This is a genomic window from Arthrobacter sp. DNA4 (assembly GCF_024362385.1).
GTDB lineage: Bacteria > Actinomycetota > Actinomycetes > Actinomycetales > Micrococcaceae > Arthrobacter.
Genome location: NZ_CP101466.1, coordinates 2,000,297 through 2,016,856, shown reverse-complemented (window position 1 = coordinate 2,016,856; position 16,560 = coordinate 2,000,297). Strand labels below are relative to the sequence as shown.

Here is a 16,560-nt window from a genome sequence, read left to right as displayed (position 1 = left end):
AGGTGCTTTTGGGTCGTCGAAACCTCGCATCGGAGGCCGCGAATCAACCGCGCTGCGGTCATGTCGTCGTCTCTCCCCCGGCCCATGAATAGGTGTAGGCCACCACGGGGCCTACCCGACAAGACCGGAAGCGAGGAACCGTATAACCCCAGCAAACAGCACGCGGAGCGCCCACCAGCCACGGCACTGACCCCGCCACCCCACACACCTGCATACCCCCCGCGGCGGCCAGGCTACAGCCCGCGACCCAACCCGTCAGGCGACGCGACCGCAAGGTTGTCAACACGTTAAAGCAAAATCGCCCCTGACGAGGCGACCTGTTGTGCCCGAGGTGGGACTCGAACCGCGTTCCGGCCCTTGAGTTTCCGCCACTCCCCCGAAAGCCTCAACAATCCGGCCCGGTCCGGCACCAGTAAGACTCAATCCGAACGCGAGGGTGTGCACATTGTGCACACCCTCGCTTTTGCCCAGTTCGGCGTCCCAAACCAGGCTGCCTCGGCGCCGGTTACGTCCCGGAATTGAGGGCCCTCGACAACGTGGCGGTTGGACTCTTCGCCCTGCCTGAGATGTGTTCGACCTGAGGCGTTTGGATGCGCTGCCTGACCGCGTATCGCTGCACCGTCGGGCCTTTCGACAGGTGACCCCTGGCCAGAGATGTTGAACCGCCCACTACAGTGAAGTCATGTTGCACTCAACCCGGCAAGGCTCCGGTAAGCCACTCCTCCTGATCCATGGGCTCGGTTCCAGTATTGGTAACTGGAACCCGGTAATCCCGGCGCTGGCCGCTGAACGCGATGTCATCGCCGTCGACCTCCCCGGATGCGGCGAATCCGCGCCGCTAACCGGAGAAACCACAATTGCCACGCTGACCGATGCCGTCGAAGCCTTTATCCGCGACGCGGAACTGGGTGACGTTGACCTGGTCGGCAGCTCCATGGGCGCACGGATGGCGATGGAAATGGCACGGCGAGGGCACGCTGGCACCACGATCGCACTGGACCCTGGTGGATTCTGGAATGACCGCCAGGCAGCAATCTTTGGTGCAAGCATCAAGGCCTCCGTCGCACTGGTGCGCCGCATCCAGCCGGCGCTCCCCTTCCTCACGGGCAACCCCGTGGGCCGCACGGCCCTGTTGGCTCAGTTCTCCGCCCACCCCTGGAAGCTGCCGCAGGACCTGGTCCTGCATGAACTTCGCGGGTTCAAGACATCGACCAGTCTGGACCCGGCCCTCAACGCACTGATTCACGGACCCCGCCAGGAAGGCGCACCGGCCGGTTCACTCAAGGCAAAAGTGGTCATCGGATGGGGGCGAAAGGACAAGGTCACCGCTCCCAGTGAGGCGGCGCGGGCCATGGAGCTGTTCCCGGATGCAACGCTCCACTGGTTCGACAACTGCGGTCATTTCCCGCACTGGGACCAACCCGCGGAAACGCTGCGCCTGATCCTCGACAGCACCGCCTGAACTGCGGGACTGTAAGAAAAACGGTGTGAGAGGGTCCGGCCTGATCCGAAAGGAGACGGCCGTGTCAGAGTCCACGACCGAGATGACAGGGGTGATGATCGATCCTGTGACGGGAGAGATCATCGATCAGAAGGAACTTGCGGAGCGGTTGCTCGCGCAGGCCAAGGAACAGGGCGTAAGCCTGGTCGGTCCCGGCGGGCTGCTCAACCAACTCACCAGGAACGTGCTCGGGACCGCGCTGGAAGCCGAGCTGACCGAACACCACGGGCACGAGCACGGCCAGACACCGGTCGCGGCCAACATGCCCAACGGCACCAGATCAAAAACCGTGCTAACCGAAATCGGTCCGGTCGAGATTGAAGTCCCCCGGGACCGGGACGGCTCGTTCGAACCGGTCATCGTGCCCAAGCGCAAACGACGCCTGGACGGGATCGACCAGATCGTGGTCTCGCTCTCCGCGCGCGGGCTGACGACCGGGGAAATTGCCGCGCACTTCGAGGAGGTCTACAGGGCCAAGGTCTCCAAGGACACCATCAGCCGCATCACGGAGAAGGTCGCTGGGGAGCTGGCCGAATGGTCTGCCCGGTCCTTGGACCCGATCTATCCGGTGCTTTTCGTTGACGCGGTCGTGGTCAAGGTCCGTGACGGGCAGGTGCGCAACACCCCGTTCTACGTCGTCATTGGAGTCACCACTGGTGGGGAGCGGGAGATTCTGGGCAACTGGGCCGGCGACGGCGGCGAGGGTGCACGGTTCTGGCTGCAGGTCTTCTCCGAGCTGAAGAACAGGGGCGTCGACGATATGTTGATCGCCGTCTGCGACGGGCTCAAGGGCCTGCCCGAGGCGATCACGACCACGTGGGAGCGAACGGTCGTGCAACAGTGCGTCGTTCACCTGATCCGTAACAGCTTCCGCTACGCCGGACGCCGGCACCGCGAAGGTATCGTCAAGGCGCTCAAGCCCGTCTAAACTGCCCCGTCCGAGCAAGAGGCAAAGGACCGGTTTGCCGAGTGCACGGCCGAATGGGGCCAGCGCTATCCGGCCATTGTGCGGCTCTCGGAGTCATCGTGGGCTGAGTTCGTGCCGTTCCTGGAGTACGACGCGGAGATCCGGCCGGTTATCTGCACGACGAACGCGATCGAGTCGATCAACGCCCGCTACCGAAGGGCAGTACGGGCCCGCGGGCACTTCCCCAACAAGACCGCTGCCCTGAAATGCCTATATCTCGTCACCAGGGCTCGTGATCCGACCGGCGGCGGTAGGGCACGCTGGGTGATGAGATGGAAGCCTGCTCTAAACGCGTTCGCGATTACCTTCGCTTACCGGTTCGAAAGAACCACTCAATAATGAAACCGGCCGGACTACACACACCGTTTATCGGACAGTCCCCATTCCAGCCCTTGCAAACACTCGGTACGCGCGAAAATATGCGGAATCCGTGGCCCATTCAGAGACAGTACGGGCTAGTCCGAGGCCAGGAGTGTGGACATTGTCCACACTCCTCTTTCGGGATTTCTTTGCTTGGTTTCCCTACTTCGCGTAGGCGGCCGGGACTTTGTAGTTCGCAGCCAGCGGGAGGAGCTTCGGGGCAGGGTGCGGGCCCTCGGAAAGCCAATCGTTGCTGATCTCGGTGGCTTTAGCGGCGTGGAGGACGAGCTGTGCAGCGAGGGCAGAACCCGTGATCTTGGCGTAGGCTACGGCGGTCTCACCGACTGCCTCGGTGTGTTCGAGGAGCGGGAGCAGGTGTGCTGAGGTGACGTTGCTGAGTTCCCCGACCCGTGTGCCGTCGAGACGTACCTCGACAAACGGGCGCTGCGTGCCGTTCTTCAACGTGTTGATCTCTTTGTGCAGGCTGACCAGCAGGAGGCCTCGACCGTCAGTTGGGACGTGGCTGGACAGTATGTCGAAGTGGTTCTCTTCCTTCAGGACCTGAATTCCTGATCCCCACGGTAAGAGAGTGGTCACGCCCGTGGGGGCCTCGTTGAGCGGAGTGATCAGCTCCGGTTCTGGCAGCGCAACGGTGACGCGTGCACGAAACTTGGCGCCGTCGTAGCCCCACATGCGAGCCGTGGTTGCGGCGACGAGTCCGCTGGCGATGATTCTCCTGATTGGTTGTTTATAGCGAGGAGCGTCCTCACGACTGAGATAACCAAGCACCCGGCCTCTCCACCGAACACTTATGGCATTGGAGTCGTGCGGGTTGTCCGGCTCGGCAACCAACTCCACCTGAACGCCTTCAGCTTCACCGTCGGTCCTTCGAGCGGAGAAGGCCCCATTGGCGCGGAGCGCCGCCTTGATTGCCTTGCCATAGGCGTGCTCACCAACGACTTCCACGTTCGGCCATTCCGCACGACCAAGGGAAACAGGATACGAGCGCTTATGGGAGGAGGCAGCCAGATTTACCGCTGCACTTGGTTCCAGCGGCACCGCGTATGACGGATCCTGATGGGGCGGAGCGTCAGCAGCCAATCTTTCGATACCGTCGGTAGAGGACCTGACAGGTTCTCTGAGGCTGGCTGACCAGGTGGCGTCCTCCCACGCCTGGCGGTCACGACGGCGCTTTCGCAGCACTAAAGTTAGCCCGACAATGCCCGCTGCCAGCACAAACCCTGCAGGCGAAGAGACTGTGACAATAAGCAGCAGCAAGCCGAGCATCGTCCACTGGGCAACTGTCCCGGCCTTCTCAAGCTGTGCCACGCCGCGGCCGCCCGCGTTCAACCTCGCCGGGCTTTCACCGACGAAGGTAAGGACGTTTGCTGCCTGTCCCTGGGTCAGGTGCATGAGGCTGGGGCGCGTTCCGGTTGCGCGGGCGACGACTGCACGCACGAAGTTCCGTTGGAACTTCGTGGCCGCCGGCGTTCCATCCGGCACCAGGAGCTGCCGCCACGCTTCGTCGCTGATGATTCGATGGTCGATGCGGCCACGCGAAGGATTAGATCGCCCAACGCCAGCGTTCTGGGTGGAACGGCGGGTGGAGCTGCTGGTCGAATAGGAGATCCCAGTCTTGGGGACCCTCACCGTAGTTGTTGTGCGACCCGTTGCCGACTTCGTGACCCGCAAGGGGCCCGCTCCAACGCTTGCGCCCAATCCGCGCTTCGATGCGGTGATCCGCACCGGCCCAAAACTCATTGACTTGCGGTAACGAAACCCCAAACCCGTACCCCCAATATATTTGGCATACGAGAAGCCATTTCTCCTCGTAAGAGAGATTGTATGCATCAGTAATTGGTGCAGGAACAAACGGCCACCGAGTGCAATTTTCACGCCGCTGCAAAGCCGCCTCAGCGCCCCTAATAACCGCCGAAGTCATGCGGTCACATTCTTGTAAACCCATGGAAAAGCAAAACTCATCGCTGCTTGTCATTCTGATATGTCCCATGATCGCTGGGCGGGCCCTCCACGCAACCAGGGCGCTACGCGCCGACCCGGGACCAAAAACTTCCCAAGCCAGAGTCGTTTGGTTCTCGACGAAGTTTTCGGCCCCGGCGCCGGTCCCCCAAGTTGCACTCCGGCCCCTCAACCCAGCAGATGGTCCCCTATCAGAACGACGCCCACCACCAACAACCGCAGAAACACGGCACCACAACCGGTCAGGGGAATCACGGGATCATGGAAAAGCTCACCATCAAAACACCATCAGATGTCCTCAGCTTCATCGGACACACCCTCGGCTTCTGGCCCCAGGAAAGCCTGGTCTGCATCACGATGAACGACAACAACATCGGCGCCACCCTACGTATCGACCTTCCTCACCAACCAGGCCAGGAACTCCCCTACGCCCGCACCGTCGCCCACTACCTCACCAGCGACACCACCGCCACGTCCATCCTCTTCGCCGTCTACACCAGCGAAACCACCCAACCCGGACAGCCCAAACCCCAAGCCGGGGCCATCGCCGCACTCACCGGGGTCCTCGCCGAGCAGGGCATCACCATTCGCGACGGTCTCTTCGTCGGGAACGAAACCTTCTCCCCATACGACGGCGAACCAGGCACCAACCTCGCCATGCCCGTCAGCTCCACCGAAACCAGCGCGATCAACGCCGAATTCATCTACCGCGGCAGCTTCGTCGAACCCACAGACCACATCACCCTTCCACCTAGCGGCCACGATGCAGCGAAAGCGGCCGCCGTCAAAGACCACATACACTCCATCGGGTCTCAAACCTCCGAGACGGCCCTCCTGCACGGGCGGGAACTCTGGGGCAACATGCTCGGCGCCACAGACTTCCCGAGCGACGACGACTGTCACGCCCTCGTCGCAAACCTGCAATTCCCCGCCATCCGCGACCGGCTCATCGCAGACATCCCCGGGGTCGACGAACCCATGCAGCACATCCTGTTCGCCCAAACCACACAGCCCCCAAAATGGTCACGAATCGAGTGGGCACAACAACTCCTCCTCCACGCCTATACCCGCACCTCCCCCGAACACGCGGCACCTGTCCTCACCGCCATCGGCTACATCAACTGGTGGGAAGGCAGAGGCAGCAAAGCACACCAGTTCCTCCAACTCGCCCTCGATACAGACCCGGCCTACCGCCTCGCCCGCCTCAGCGACCAAATGATCGGCGCCGGCGTGGTCGCAGGCTGGAACATGAACAAAGACACCGCCTACAAAAGCCTGCCCTTCGACTAACAGTTCTCCAAAGCGCAGGAGCACCCGCTCCCACGCGCACGCAGGTTCTGGCCAACGAGCAAGACTTCCCCCTGGAGCGCCCTCCTGAAATCGGAGCGGCAGTTCGACTTTTTACGGTATATCCGCTGTAGTCAGCTCTCGGAGTCTCGCCCTGAGACGGCTTACCATGTCCAGATGGACCGGCATCAACAGCCACTGGACCTGCAGGCCATCGACTAGCGCGATGATGTCCGTTTCCAAGCCTTCCAATTCAATGTGCGGCCTTATAAGCGAGCGGCTTGCCAGGTTTCCGAGGGCAGCTTTGGTGCGTCTTAGAGCTCTCTCATATCGCGCCACGAAATAGTCATGAGCAGGGTGCCCTGCATCGGAAGCCTCAGTGGACAAGACGGCGAACAGACTCACGATGCCAGGGTTTCTTGCGTTGTGCTCTATGACTCTGATGAGTCGGCTGAAGTATTCGATTCCATCAGAGCTCTCCTCCGGCGCGCCTGCGAAGAAGAGTTCGTTATCCTTGCGGTCTCGTTCCTCGAGTACGGCCTCCAGCAAGGCCTCCTTCGTGGGGAAGTAGTGCAGGAGAGCTGTGCGACTCACTCCGCAATCAGCAGCCATCTGCAGCATGCTTGCATTTCGGTAGCCCACGGTCGCGAAGGCATCGAAAGCGGCCTGCAGGATCTGGGCACGCCGCCATTCACTTTTCGCGTAGGGCCCACGGGCTCCGCCCTTCTTGGCAGCTGTCTCCAACATTGCACCAACATCCCATCATTCGGACGGCCCCACAACTTGAGGCCGTTGCCACAGCCACAGTTGCCGTTCCATCCGGCGCCGCGAGCATCAAGCGTACGACTCCCAAGCAACGAAGCGTTTCCAGAAATCTTACTTGAAAATATATACAGCTGTAAGTTTTCGTGTGTATCATCAATCCACGCGGTGATCCACAGGGGTTTCACCCACTAATGAAGGACCATTGATGTGGCCCCAGGATGCGTCCCGAATCTCAGCCGCGCGTGATGCTCAGGTTGGAAAAGAACGCCTCAGTTCCGATGTCAACCCACAAGCCAACCATGCCGGGAAACGGCACGCCCTTGGATTCGGACACAGTCAGGACCTCTCCACCATTAATAATGACGCGTAGCCGACGGCCAAGCACTTCGATGATCATATGGATCCACTCGTCCGGGCCGATGTCGGCCCGGGCCTCGAAGCGGCCGTCGGGATATTCAACGCGAAGACGTTCAAAGTCCCACTCGGGATAGGCGAAATACTGCAGCCCCCGATTCACCCGCGGCCCTGGTGGATTGAGTTTCACCCCGTTGAGCGGCCGAACATAAACAGACTCAAAGCGGTCAGTGTCTTCGGAAATTCGGTAGGCAATGCCAGCGAATGCACGCGCGTAGTCCGGCGCGTCCGCAGTCAGGCGGCTCAGTATGTCAACCTCGATGACGCCGTTCTGGAACTCAACGGGAAGTAGGACAAAGGTGGGCTGGTCGATGTAATCGACTCCTGGAACCCCAGCTGCGGCCTCGCCGGTCAAAGCCACCCTAAGGGCCTTCCGGCCAGCAACTTCGCTGGGCTGTGCCGTGACGGATCTCAAGGACGCACCAACCGGCAGTTCGTTCAACCGCAGGAGAACTCTCCCCGCAGTGTTAAGGTCAGGCATCAATGCTTCCTTCCACAGTTACCACGAGCTTCCCGGAAATGGATCCGTCCTCCATGTCCTGGTGGGCCTGGACAATCTCGTCGAACGGGTACACTTTGCCGATCGGGACGCTCACCCGCCCAGCTTCAACAGCGTCGACGAATTCCTGCAGAACAGGCGCTGGAAGGTCACTCGCCCCGCCGGAGTAGGCAGTCAGCCGGACACCGTTGGGAATAAAGTCGATCGGATAGAAGTCCTTGACGGTCCACTCGTCGGAGAGCATTCCGGTGAAGCAGACCGTCCCATGGACAGCCGTGGCCCGCAGTGTGTCTTGAAGTGTCGGCGTGCCGACCAGCTCCACTGCGCCGCCGACCCCCTCCGGGAAAATTCCGCGTACCTGTTCGGCAATGGAACCGGAATCAATCACCACATGATCCACGCCAGTGTCCAGGAGTGCCTGCCTTTTGGCTGGATTCCTGGTGGTGGAGACCACCGTGATGCCCTGGCGTTTTGCGAGGACAGCCAGGGCCATCCCAATGGATGAAGTGCCGCCCCGGATCAACAGGGTGCTGCCAGGCGCGGCGTTTACTCCGATTGTCAGGGAGCCGTTTGCGGTTTGCAGCATTTCCGGCACGGCACCCAAAGTAGACCAAGCGAGGCTGCTTCTAAACGGGACCACGCTGGAGGCCGGCACGCTCACGTACTCGGCATAGCCGCCGTCGAAAGTTCTGCCCATGCCGCCCATCAGCGCGGCGACCTGAGTGCCTTCGGCCACCTCACCGCCCGGAGCCTCTACTACAACACCGGTTGCTTCAATCCCGGGGATGCGCGGGAAGGATCCGAATGAGCCCAGTCCCCTGCGGAAATGAAGCTCCGAGCGGTTAAGGCCAAAAGCGTGGACTTTGATCAGCACCCAACCAGGCCTGGCAACAGGCCGGGGCACTACCCGGATCTTGAGAGCTTCGGGCGCTCCCGGGCCGTCAAGGACGATTGCGTGCATGTGCTCAGGCATGGTTGTGTGCTCCCTTTGATTCGGTTTGCAGGTCACCCAGCTCAGGTGAACTGTCCGCCGCCGAAATGTCGGAATGCCCTCCCGCGGTTTCAGGCCCGCGGCGAATTGCGGGTATCGCGGCAACGCCGACGGCTGCAATCAGTACTCCGGGTACCAGTGGCCACGCGGTGGTTTCAGTCAGCGACTGAACCACATAGGGCGCGATGCCGCCGAATATGGTGGTGGCAATCGTCCCGCCGATTGCCAGCGCGGTGAGGCGGCCCCTGACGACAAACTGCTCCGGAATTGCTGATGCGCCCACTGCGCTCAGGCTGCTTACCAGGCACGAAAGAACCACGACGGCGGCAATGGCCAAGGGTGCGGTGGAGTAACCGGCGGCAGCGAACATGGGAACGGGCAGAAGAACGGCCGCCACCGCCAGGACGAGCAGGGTCCGGCGACGCCCGTATCGGTCGGACAACCAGCGGCGGCTACGAGGCAACAACCACGACGGCGGCGGAAAGCGTTGCCAGGGCAAGCGCGGAAGATTCGGCCCAGCCCTGAACGGAAACCAGGTATGTGGGCAGGTAGACAATGCCTACGTAGTACGTTGCGGAAACAAGCCCGGAGATGACGAATGTGCGGATAATGGCCCGCCATTGCCGCCCCACAACCAGTGGAATCGATTCCCGGGTTTCCTCTGCGCGGCTCTGCGCAAAGAGCGGGGTTTCGTGGAGGCCGGTGCGCAGCAAGAGGATCAAGGCAGCGAGTAGACCGCCGACAATGAATGGTATTCGCCAACCCCACGCATCCATCTGTGCCGCAGGAAGGGCAGCGATGGTGGCCGCTGCGACACCGGCAGCGAGCAGCGCTCCGATTTCGCTCGCCGCGGCGGCCAGTGAGGTGACGAGCCCACGCTTTCCCGGGCTGCTGCTTTCCAGGAGATAGGTCATGACGCCCGTGTATTCACCACCCACCGAAAATGACATCAGGCATCTCAGTGCGAGAAGCCAGGCCGCGGCGGATTCACCAATCTGCGCGTAGGTCGGCAGGACAGCACTGCCCAGTGTGGCCAGCAGCATCAACGCCATGGATGCCAGCAGAACGGGCTTACGGCCCCAACGGTCCCCCACGTATCCAAAGACGAGGCCGCCTATCGGCCGGAGGAGGTAGGAAACGGCAAACGTTGCAAGTGTCATAAGGACCCCCGTGGGGCTGTCACCGAAGAACACCCGTGAAAGGACGGCGCTGAGGTAAAGGAACAACGTGAAGTCGTACCATTCCACCACGGTGGAGACAACGGCGATAGCGAGCCGGCCCCGGGGAACGGTGGCTTGAGCCGCAAGGGGCATGGGCGAAGACAGCATGGGAGGATCCTTCGACGGCGAAAACGGAGCGATACCTCTAAACGAGGTATGCATTAGGGAACGTTACCTCGTTTCGATGTATTCCCATCCGCTAGCATTGTTGTCGTGCTCGAACTGATGATCCTGGGCTTCCTCGCCGAAGGCCCCCTCCATGGTTACCAACTCCGGCGCAAGATGAATGAACTCTACGGTTTCGCAAAGGAGATCAGTGACGGGAGCCTGTATCCCGCCATTCAAAGGCTCATCAAAGCGGGTGCCATTGTGCAGCGCATCGAGAACGGGCGCGCGGCCCAGCGCCACACACTAGAACTCACGCCTAAGGGCCGGGAAGACCTTGAGCAACGGCTTCGCAGCGCTTCAGGCGGAGATGTCAGCGACCTGGGGCGGTTTATGGTGATCCTTGCCTTCCTGTCCCGACTTCCCGACGTCGAAGACCAGCACGAGGTACTCGAGCGGCGGCTGAAATTCCTCGAGGCACCCGCCAGCTTCTTCTACGAAAACGGCAGACCTTTGCGAAGCGCGGATATCCAGGACATCTACCGCCAAGGAATGCTGACAATTGGCAAAGCGGCGAGCCGGGCAGAAATAGCCTGGCTCCGCCACACCCTTGGCGCCTCCGCGAAGTAGGATCCCTCACGATGGGCGTTTCTACTGCTCACTGACTGTCATGTTTATTGCCTCACATGCATCAATAGGGCCAATTTTGGTATTTCCCCTTGGGTAACCTGGCGCAATACCGTGAAGACTCGCGGGATACGCAATCGGATTCACCCACGGCGACCGACATCGAGGTGGGGATTCCGGTGGGCCTCCCTCCTGGTTCCGAGGCCAGCGGCACGACTGTTGCAGCTACTACGGACAAGCCGGGGAAGGACTCCCGCAAGTCACGGACACCCAAACAAAGGAGTTTTGAGCAATGACTGGACGAGTTGACGGCAAACGGATATTGATCACCGGCGCAGGCAGCGGAATGGGCCGGTCGATTGCCAGGCGCCTGGCGGAAGAGGGTGCCAAGCTGACGATCTTTGACCTCAACGCTGAGGCGGCCAATGACGCAAGGGACGAAATCGTTTCCAAAGGCGGTACAGCAATTTCGACCTCCGGCAACGTAGTCCACCGGACGGACGTTGCAGCCGCAGTAGCAGCGGGCGTGGAGGCTTACGGCGGTCTGGATGTCATGTTCGCTATCGCAGGGATCATCAAACCCCTCCATTTCCTGGATGTGACGGAGGAAAACTGGCGGACTACCCTCGACGTCAACGGCCTCGGCTCACTGATCTGCCAGCAGGAAGCGGCTAAACAAATGATCTCGCAGGGGACTGGGGGCAAGCTCGTCCTCACGTCATCGATCGCAGGCCGCCAGGGGTACCCAAACTTCGCCGCTTACTGCGCCAGTAAGTTTGCGGTCAACGCGCTGGTACAGGCAGCAGCCCGCGGACTGGCCGAACACCACATCACGTGCAACGCCTTTGCGCCGGGCGTGGTGGACACGCCCCTGTGGCGCAAGCTCGACCTCGACATCATGGAACTCGGAGACACTTCCGCGCCAGGGCAGGCTTTCAACGAGTTCTCAGGGTCGATACTTGCTTACCGCGCCGGTACGCCCGAGGACGTCACTGGAACGGCGCTCTACCTGGCATCGGAAGATTCCGATTACATGACAGGCCAGGTCGTCATGATCGACGGCGGCATGGTCCTCGTGTAGTTTCCGGGAGCAAGCCAACGCACTAAAGACAGAGGCATCACCGAGCCACGGTTCGGTGATGCCTCTGTCGTTAAAAGCGGCAATCAATTATTCCTAACAAGACATCAATATAGCCCGGAATAAGTATTGGACCAGAGGTAATGCGTAGTGGGATGGTTGATGCATCGACGAGCATTCAAAGGAGAGCCGTGACGATTCAAACCAGCCCTAACCTCGACTGGCCCGAGATGGCCGGTAGCCATACGTCCCTTGACGAGGTTCCGGCTTCCGACGTCTTCGGCCGTAAGGGAAGCGGCCCCCTTTCCGGTGTACTGGTTGCTGATTTCGGCCGTGTGCTTGCCGGCCCCTACTGCACCATGCTGCTGGCGGACATGGGCGCGACGGTCGTCAAGATCGAAAGCCCTGACGGCGACGAAACCCGGGCGTGGAAGCCTCCCGTCCGGGACGGCGAATCCACGTATTACCTGTCGATCAACCGCAACAAGGGATCCATCGCCCTGGACCTCCGGGACGAGGATGACCGAAGGATTGCCCAGGAAATCGCGCAGCGGGCCGATGTCATGGTCGAAAACTTCAAACCAAACTGCCTGGAACGGTACGGCCTGGACTACGATTCCGTGGCAAAAGCGAATCCAGAAGTGGTGTACGCATCCATCACCGGCTTCGGTACGGCGGGAGGGGCTTCACTTCCGGGATATGACCTGCTTGTCCAGGCGCTGTCCGGCCTGATGAGCCTTACGGGTGCACCCGATACACCGGCATACCGCTCGGGCGTTGCCGTTTTCGACGTCATCACAGGCCTTCACGCTGCGATAGGAATACTCGCGGCCCTTCATGAGCGGACGCAAACGGGCCGGGGGCAGCACATCGAAGTCAACCTCATGTCATCCGCGCTGTCCGGCATGGTCAACCAGACCGCCGGTTATCTGTTGAGCGGCACCGTCCCGGCAAGGCTGGGAAATGAACATCCAAGCATCTACCCCTACGAGCCGCTGCCCACGGGCGAAGGCGACATTGTCATTGCCATCGGTAACGATCCCCAGTTCCGCAAGCTGTGCCAAACCCTTGACCTCCCGCAGTTGAGCCTCGATCCCCGGTTCGCAACGGCTCCGGCCCGCAGCCTGAACCGCGAAGAACTCCGGCCGGTGCTGCAGGCGGCCCTTGGCAAAGCATCTTCTACCGAGTGGTTTGACGTTCTCACCGGGGCTGGAATTCCCTGCGCTCCGATCAACGACGTTCGCCAGGGGCTCGATTTCGCTGAACGCATTGGACTGGAGCCCGTCGTCACCATCGGTGAAGGCAGGGATGCCATCCCCACCGTCCGGAATCCCATCACTTTCTCGAAGACACCCGTCAGCTACGACCTCGTTCCCCCGTCCCATGACGGAAACCGTGACCAGGTTCTTGCCTGGCTTGAGACGGGAAACCAAACCAAGGCACAGCGGCGGCCTGCATCCGCATCACAACGAAAGGTTCAACGATGACCACCACAGCCGACCGGCAGACGGCAACCTCTGATTACTTCCGTTTGGACGACGATCTCACTGCTGACGAGATCGCTATCCGCGACAAGGTCCGCGCGTTCGCCGAGAACCGTGTACTTCCGGTTATCAACGCCTACTGGGAAAAAGCCGAATTTCCCGAGGAACTGCTCGAACCATTGGCTAGGCTGGGTGTCATAGGAACCACAATCAAGGGCTACGGTTGCCCCGGTATGAGCCGTAAAGCCGCCGGAATGGTGGCACGCGAAATGGCCCGCGCCGATGGGAGCCTCAACACGTTCCTCGGCATCCATTCAAACCTCTGCATGGGCGCCCTTAACCTCCTGGGCAGCGCCGAGCAGCGGGAACGCTGGCTCCCGCCCCTGGCCAGGATTGAAAAGACCGGCGCCTTCGCACTAACCGAACCGGAACACGGCTCGGACTCCGTGGCTCTGGAGACCGCGGCCCGGCGCGACGGAGACTCCTGGGTGCTCACGGGCCGCAAACGCTGGATCGGCAACGGCCACGCCGCTGACGTCATCGTCCTGTTCGCTCGAAACACGGCAGATGGAAACGTCAACGCATTCGTTATCGAAAAGGACGCTGCAGGCCGGTACCCCGAGGGCTACTCCCCCACAGTCATCTCTGGCAAGGTTGGCAAGCGTGCCATCCTTCAGGCCGACATCGAAATCACGGAAATGCGGATCCCCGACGCCAACAGGCTGGAATTGTGCCATTCCTTCCGCGATGTCTCCCGGGTGCTCCAGGCAACACGGGGCGGCGCGGCATGGGAGGCGGTGGGCCACGCCATGGCAGCGTTCGAGATTGCAGCGGATTACGCGCTCAGCCGCCACCAGTTCGGAAAACCGATCGCTTCCTACCAACTGGTCCAGCACCGCCTGGCCAACATGCTCAGTGAACTCACCACCATGCAACTGCTCTGTACCCGCATGGCCGAACTCGCCGACCAGGACAAGCTCACCAACGCCATGGCCTCGATGGTGAAGATGGCCACCGCCCAAAAGGGCAAGTGGATCTGCAACGAAGCACGGGACTTGCTGGGCGGTAATGGACTGCTGCTGGAAAACCATGTTGTCCGCCATATGACCGACATGGAAGTCGTCTCAACCTATGAAGGCACCGACTCGATGCAGGCCCTCATCGTAGGCCGCGATATCACCGGAATTTCCGCGTTTAACTAGACCGTCATCCGGCACAAGACAGCACATCACACACATGATTGGAACACCCATGCCTGAGGCCTTCTTGATCGGCGGGGCACGCACCCCCGTCGGCCGCTACGGCGGCACCCTGTCCTCCATCCGCCCGGACGACCTCGCCGCACTCACCCTGCGCGCCGCCGTCGAACGCGCCGGCATTGACCCGGGCGCCGTGGACGAGGTGATTCTCGGCAACGCCAACGGCGCCGGCGAGGAGAACCGCAACGTGGCGCGCATGGCATGGCTCCTCGCGGGGTTCCCGGACACCGTCCCCGGCATCACCGTCAACCGCCTCTGTGCCTCCGGGCTGAGCGCCATCATCATGGCGTCCCACATGGTCAAGGCAGGAGCGGCGGACATCGTGGTGGCCGGCGGCGTCGAATCCATGTCCCGCGCACCGTGGGTGATGGAAAAGCCACACAAGGCGTTCGCCAAGCCAGGCGCCGTCGTCGATACCTCCATCGGCTGGCGCTTCCCCAACCCCGCCTTCGTCTCCGGCGAACTCTCACGCGACGGCAAGGCCACCTACTCCATGCCGGAAACCGCCGAAGAAGTGGCCCGGGTTTACGGCATCTCCCGCGACGATTGCGACGAGTTCGCCGTCCGCTCCCACGAGCGCGCCCTGGACGCCATCACCGCCGGGCACTTCGCCGACGAGATCGTCCCCGTGACGGTCAAGGGCCGCAAGGGCGCCGAAACCATCGTGGACACGGACGAAGGCCCCCGCCCCGGAACCACCCGCGAAGTCCTCGCCGGGCTGCGGCCCGTGGTGAAGGGCGGCAGCGTGGTCACCGCCGGCAACGCCTCCACGCTCAACGACGGCGCCTCCGCGATCATCGTCGCGTCCGAGGCCGCCGTCCAGAAGTACGGCCTCATGCCCCGGGCGCGCATCCTCGACTGCGCATCAGCAGGCGTGGGTCAGGAAATCATGGGCATCGGCCCGGTCCCGGCAACCCGTAAGGTCCTGGACCGGACCGGTCTCGCTGTGGGCGACCTGGCCGCCGTCGAACTCAATGAAGCGTTCGCTTCGCAGGCGCTTGCCTGCCTGCGCGAATTGAAGCTTGAGCCCGGCATCGTGAACAACGACGGGGGCGCCATCGCCCTGGGACATCCCCTCGGCTCGTCCGGGTCGCGGCTGGTCATCACCCTCCTGGGGCGCCTCGAACGCGAAGTCACCGAGGGCCGGAAGCTGGGCCTCGCCACCATGTGCGTGGGTGTCGGGCAGGGCACGGCGCTGCTGCTGGAGGGGCTGTGATGACGGAATTGACGTACGACGTCGGCACGGAGTTGGGTGCCGCGGGTTTCTCAACGCTGCAGATTGAGGAGCGGGAAGACCGATTAGCGGTGCGGCTCCACCGGCCGGACGTCCGCAATGCCATCGACCAGGCCATGGTGGATGAGCTGCACCTGGTGTGCGCGTACCTGGAGCGAACCCCGAAAATCCTGATCCTTTCAGGCACGCCCGGGAACCCGGACACCGGAGCCAAAGGCATCTTCGCCTCCGGCGCCGACATCGCGCAGCTGCGTGAACGCCGCCGGGACAACGCACTGGCCGGAATCAACTCCGGCATCTTCGACCGGATCGCAAGACTGCCCATGCCCGTCATCGCCGCCTTGGACGGGTACGCCCTTGGCGGCGGCGCCGAACTTGCCTACGCGGCCGACTTCCGCATCGGCACGCCAGATTTGAGGATGGGCAATCCCGAGACGAACCTGGGCATCCTTGCAGCCGCGGGCGCCACCTGGCGCCTGAAGGAACTCGTCGGCGAGCCGCTCGCCAAGCACATCCTGCTCGCCGGCAAGGTCCTCACCGGCCAGGAATGCCTTGCCGTTGGACTGGTCACCGAGCTCGTTGATCCGGACACCCTGATGGACGCCGCGCACGCGTTGGCAGACTCCATCGCCGCCCAGGACCCGCTGGCAGTCCGCATCACCAAATCCGTGTTCCACACCCCGCGGGAAGTCCACCCCGTCATCGACACCCTGGCCCAGGGCATGCTCTTCGAATCCCAGGCCAAGTTTGACCGCATGCAGGCATTCCTCGACCGGAAGAAGAAGTAGA

Annotated in this window: 14 protein-coding genes and 1 pseudogene; 9 read left to right on the top strand and 6 right to left on the bottom strand. The window is 61.9% G+C overall.

All coding sequences use genetic code 11. The features are described from left to right. Positions 1-682: 682 nt before the first annotated feature. Together NMQ03_RS09290 and NMQ03_RS09285 are read left to right on the top strand one after the other, a co-directional pair. Complete coding sequence (locus NMQ03_RS09290) at positions 683-1,462, top strand: alpha/beta fold hydrolase (RefSeq protein ID WP_255175323.1); 780 nt, start codon at positions 683-685, stop codon at positions 1,460-1,462. A 94-nt stretch (positions 1,463-1,556) separates the two neighbouring features. Further along, positions 1,557-2,807: pseudogene (locus tag NMQ03_RS09285) on the top strand (IS256 family transposase). A gap of 183 nt (positions 2,808-2,990) precedes the next feature. On the opposite strand, the gene NMQ03_RS09280 reads toward NMQ03_RS09285, so the two are convergent. Then, positions 2,991-4,724: a DUF4236 domain-containing protein gene (locus tag NMQ03_RS09280; protein WP_255175322.1), complete on the bottom strand. Its 1,734-nt coding sequence runs from the start codon at positions 4,722-4,724 to the stop codon at positions 2,991-2,993. Between the two features lie 345 nt (positions 4,725-5,069). Here NMQ03_RS09280 and NMQ03_RS09275 point away from each other — a divergent pair, with 345 nt between their 5' ends. After that, positions 5,070-6,098, top strand: a complete 1,029-nt coding sequence (locus NMQ03_RS09275) for a DUF4192 domain-containing protein (RefSeq protein ID WP_255175321.1) — start codon at positions 5,070-5,072, stop codon at positions 6,096-6,098. A 111-nt stretch (positions 6,099-6,209) separates the two neighbouring features. Here the strand turns inward: NMQ03_RS09275 and NMQ03_RS09270 are convergent, their stop codons facing one another. The 5 genes from NMQ03_RS09270 to NMQ03_RS09250 all read right to left on the bottom strand — a co-directional run bounded on the left by NMQ03_RS09270 (position 6,210) and on the right by NMQ03_RS09250 (position 10,092). Next, positions 6,210-6,842 carry a TetR/AcrR family transcriptional regulator gene (locus NMQ03_RS09270; RefSeq protein WP_255175320.1) on the bottom strand — a complete coding sequence of 211 codons (633 nt, stop codon included), beginning with the start codon at positions 6,840-6,842 and terminating at the stop codon, positions 6,210-6,212. Between the two features lie 250 nt (positions 6,843-7,092). Next, positions 7,093-7,755, bottom strand: coding sequence for a family 16 glycoside hydrolase (locus NMQ03_RS09265; RefSeq protein WP_255175319.1), 663 nt, complete (start codon positions 7,753-7,755; stop codon positions 7,093-7,095). After that, positions 7,748-8,746 carry a zinc-binding alcohol dehydrogenase family protein gene (locus NMQ03_RS09260; protein WP_255175318.1) on the bottom strand — a complete coding sequence of 333 codons (999 nt, stop codon included), beginning with the start codon at positions 8,744-8,746 and terminating at the stop codon, positions 7,748-7,750. Before NMQ03_RS09260 ends, NMQ03_RS09265 begins: the two co-directional genes overlap by 8 nt. Further along, positions 8,739-9,206: an MFS transporter gene (locus NMQ03_RS09255; RefSeq protein WP_255175317.1), complete on the bottom strand. Its 468-nt coding sequence runs from the start codon at positions 9,204-9,206 to the stop codon at positions 8,739-8,741. Before NMQ03_RS09255 ends, NMQ03_RS09260 begins: the two co-directional genes overlap by 8 nt. 10 nt (positions 9,207-9,216) lie before the next feature. Continuing rightward, positions 9,217-10,092 carry an MFS transporter gene (locus NMQ03_RS09250; RefSeq protein ID WP_255175316.1) on the bottom strand — a complete coding sequence of 292 codons (876 nt, stop codon included), beginning with the start codon at positions 10,090-10,092 and terminating at the stop codon, positions 9,217-9,219. A 105-nt stretch (positions 10,093-10,197) separates the two neighbouring features. Here NMQ03_RS09250 and NMQ03_RS09245 point away from each other — a divergent pair, with 105 nt between their 5' ends. The 6 genes from NMQ03_RS09245 (at position 10,198) to NMQ03_RS09220 (ending at position 16,559) form a co-directional block, all read left to right on the top strand. After that, entirely contained in the window at positions 10,198-10,719 is a 522-nt protein-coding gene (locus NMQ03_RS09245) for a PadR family transcriptional regulator (protein ID WP_255175315.1), read from the top strand. Positions 10,720-11,008: 289 nt separating this feature from the next. After that, positions 11,009-11,797 carry an SDR family oxidoreductase gene (locus NMQ03_RS09240; RefSeq protein ID WP_255175314.1) on the top strand — a complete coding sequence of 263 codons (789 nt, stop codon included), beginning with the start codon at positions 11,009-11,011 and terminating at the stop codon, positions 11,795-11,797. Positions 11,798-11,985: 188 nt separating this feature from the next. Continuing rightward, complete coding sequence (locus NMQ03_RS09235; protein ID WP_255175313.1) at positions 11,986-13,281, top strand: CaiB/BaiF CoA-transferase family protein; 1,296 nt, start codon at positions 11,986-11,988, stop codon at positions 13,279-13,281. After that, complete coding sequence (locus tag NMQ03_RS09230; protein ID WP_255175312.1) at positions 13,278-14,480, top strand: acyl-CoA dehydrogenase family protein; 1,203 nt, start codon at positions 13,278-13,280, stop codon at positions 14,478-14,480. Before NMQ03_RS09235 ends, NMQ03_RS09230 begins: the two co-directional genes overlap by 4 nt. 49 nt (positions 14,481-14,529) lie before the next feature. Then, positions 14,530-15,753 carry an acetyl-CoA C-acyltransferase gene (locus NMQ03_RS09225; protein ID WP_255175311.1) on the top strand — a complete coding sequence of 408 codons (1,224 nt, stop codon included), beginning with the start codon at positions 14,530-14,532 and terminating at the stop codon, positions 15,751-15,753. Then, entirely contained in the window at positions 15,753-16,559 is an 807-nt protein-coding gene (locus NMQ03_RS09220; RefSeq protein WP_255175310.1) for an enoyl-CoA hydratase/isomerase family protein, read from the top strand. The genes NMQ03_RS09225 and NMQ03_RS09220 overlap by 1 nt, the downstream gene beginning before the upstream one ends. Position 16,560: the final 1 nt, after the last annotated feature.

Coding starts and splice junctions, on each gene's coding strand:
- NMQ03_RS09270 (WP_255175320.1), bottom strand. CDS start 6,842: ATGTTGGAGACAGCTGCCAAGAAGGGCGGAGCCCGTGGGCCCTACGCG.
- NMQ03_RS09250 (WP_255175316.1), bottom strand. CDS start 10,092: ATGCTGTCTTCGCCCATGCCCCTTGCGGCTCAAGCCACCGTTCCCCGG.
- NMQ03_RS09275 (WP_255175321.1), top strand. CDS start 5,070: ATGGAAAAGCTCACCATCAAAACACCATCAGATGTCCTCAGCTTCATC.
- NMQ03_RS09220 (WP_255175310.1), top strand. CDS start 15,753: ATGACGGAATTGACGTACGACGTCGGCACGGAGTTGGGTGCCGCGGGT.
- NMQ03_RS09265 (WP_255175319.1), bottom strand. CDS start 7,755: ATGCCTGACCTTAACACTGCGGGGAGAGTTCTCCTGCGGTTGAACGAA.
- NMQ03_RS09240 (WP_255175314.1), top strand. CDS start 11,009: ATGACTGGACGAGTTGACGGCAAACGGATATTGATCACCGGCGCAGGC.
- NMQ03_RS09260 (WP_255175318.1), bottom strand. CDS start 8,746: ATGCCTGAGCACATGCACGCAATCGTCCTTGACGGCCCGGGAGCGCCC.
- NMQ03_RS09230 (WP_255175312.1), top strand. CDS start 13,278: ATGACCACCACAGCCGACCGGCAGACGGCAACCTCTGATTACTTCCGT.
- NMQ03_RS09225 (WP_255175311.1), top strand. CDS start 14,530: ATGCCTGAGGCCTTCTTGATCGGCGGGGCACGCACCCCCGTCGGCCGC.
- NMQ03_RS09290 (WP_255175323.1), top strand. CDS start 683: ATGTTGCACTCAACCCGGCAAGGCTCCGGTAAGCCACTCCTCCTGATC.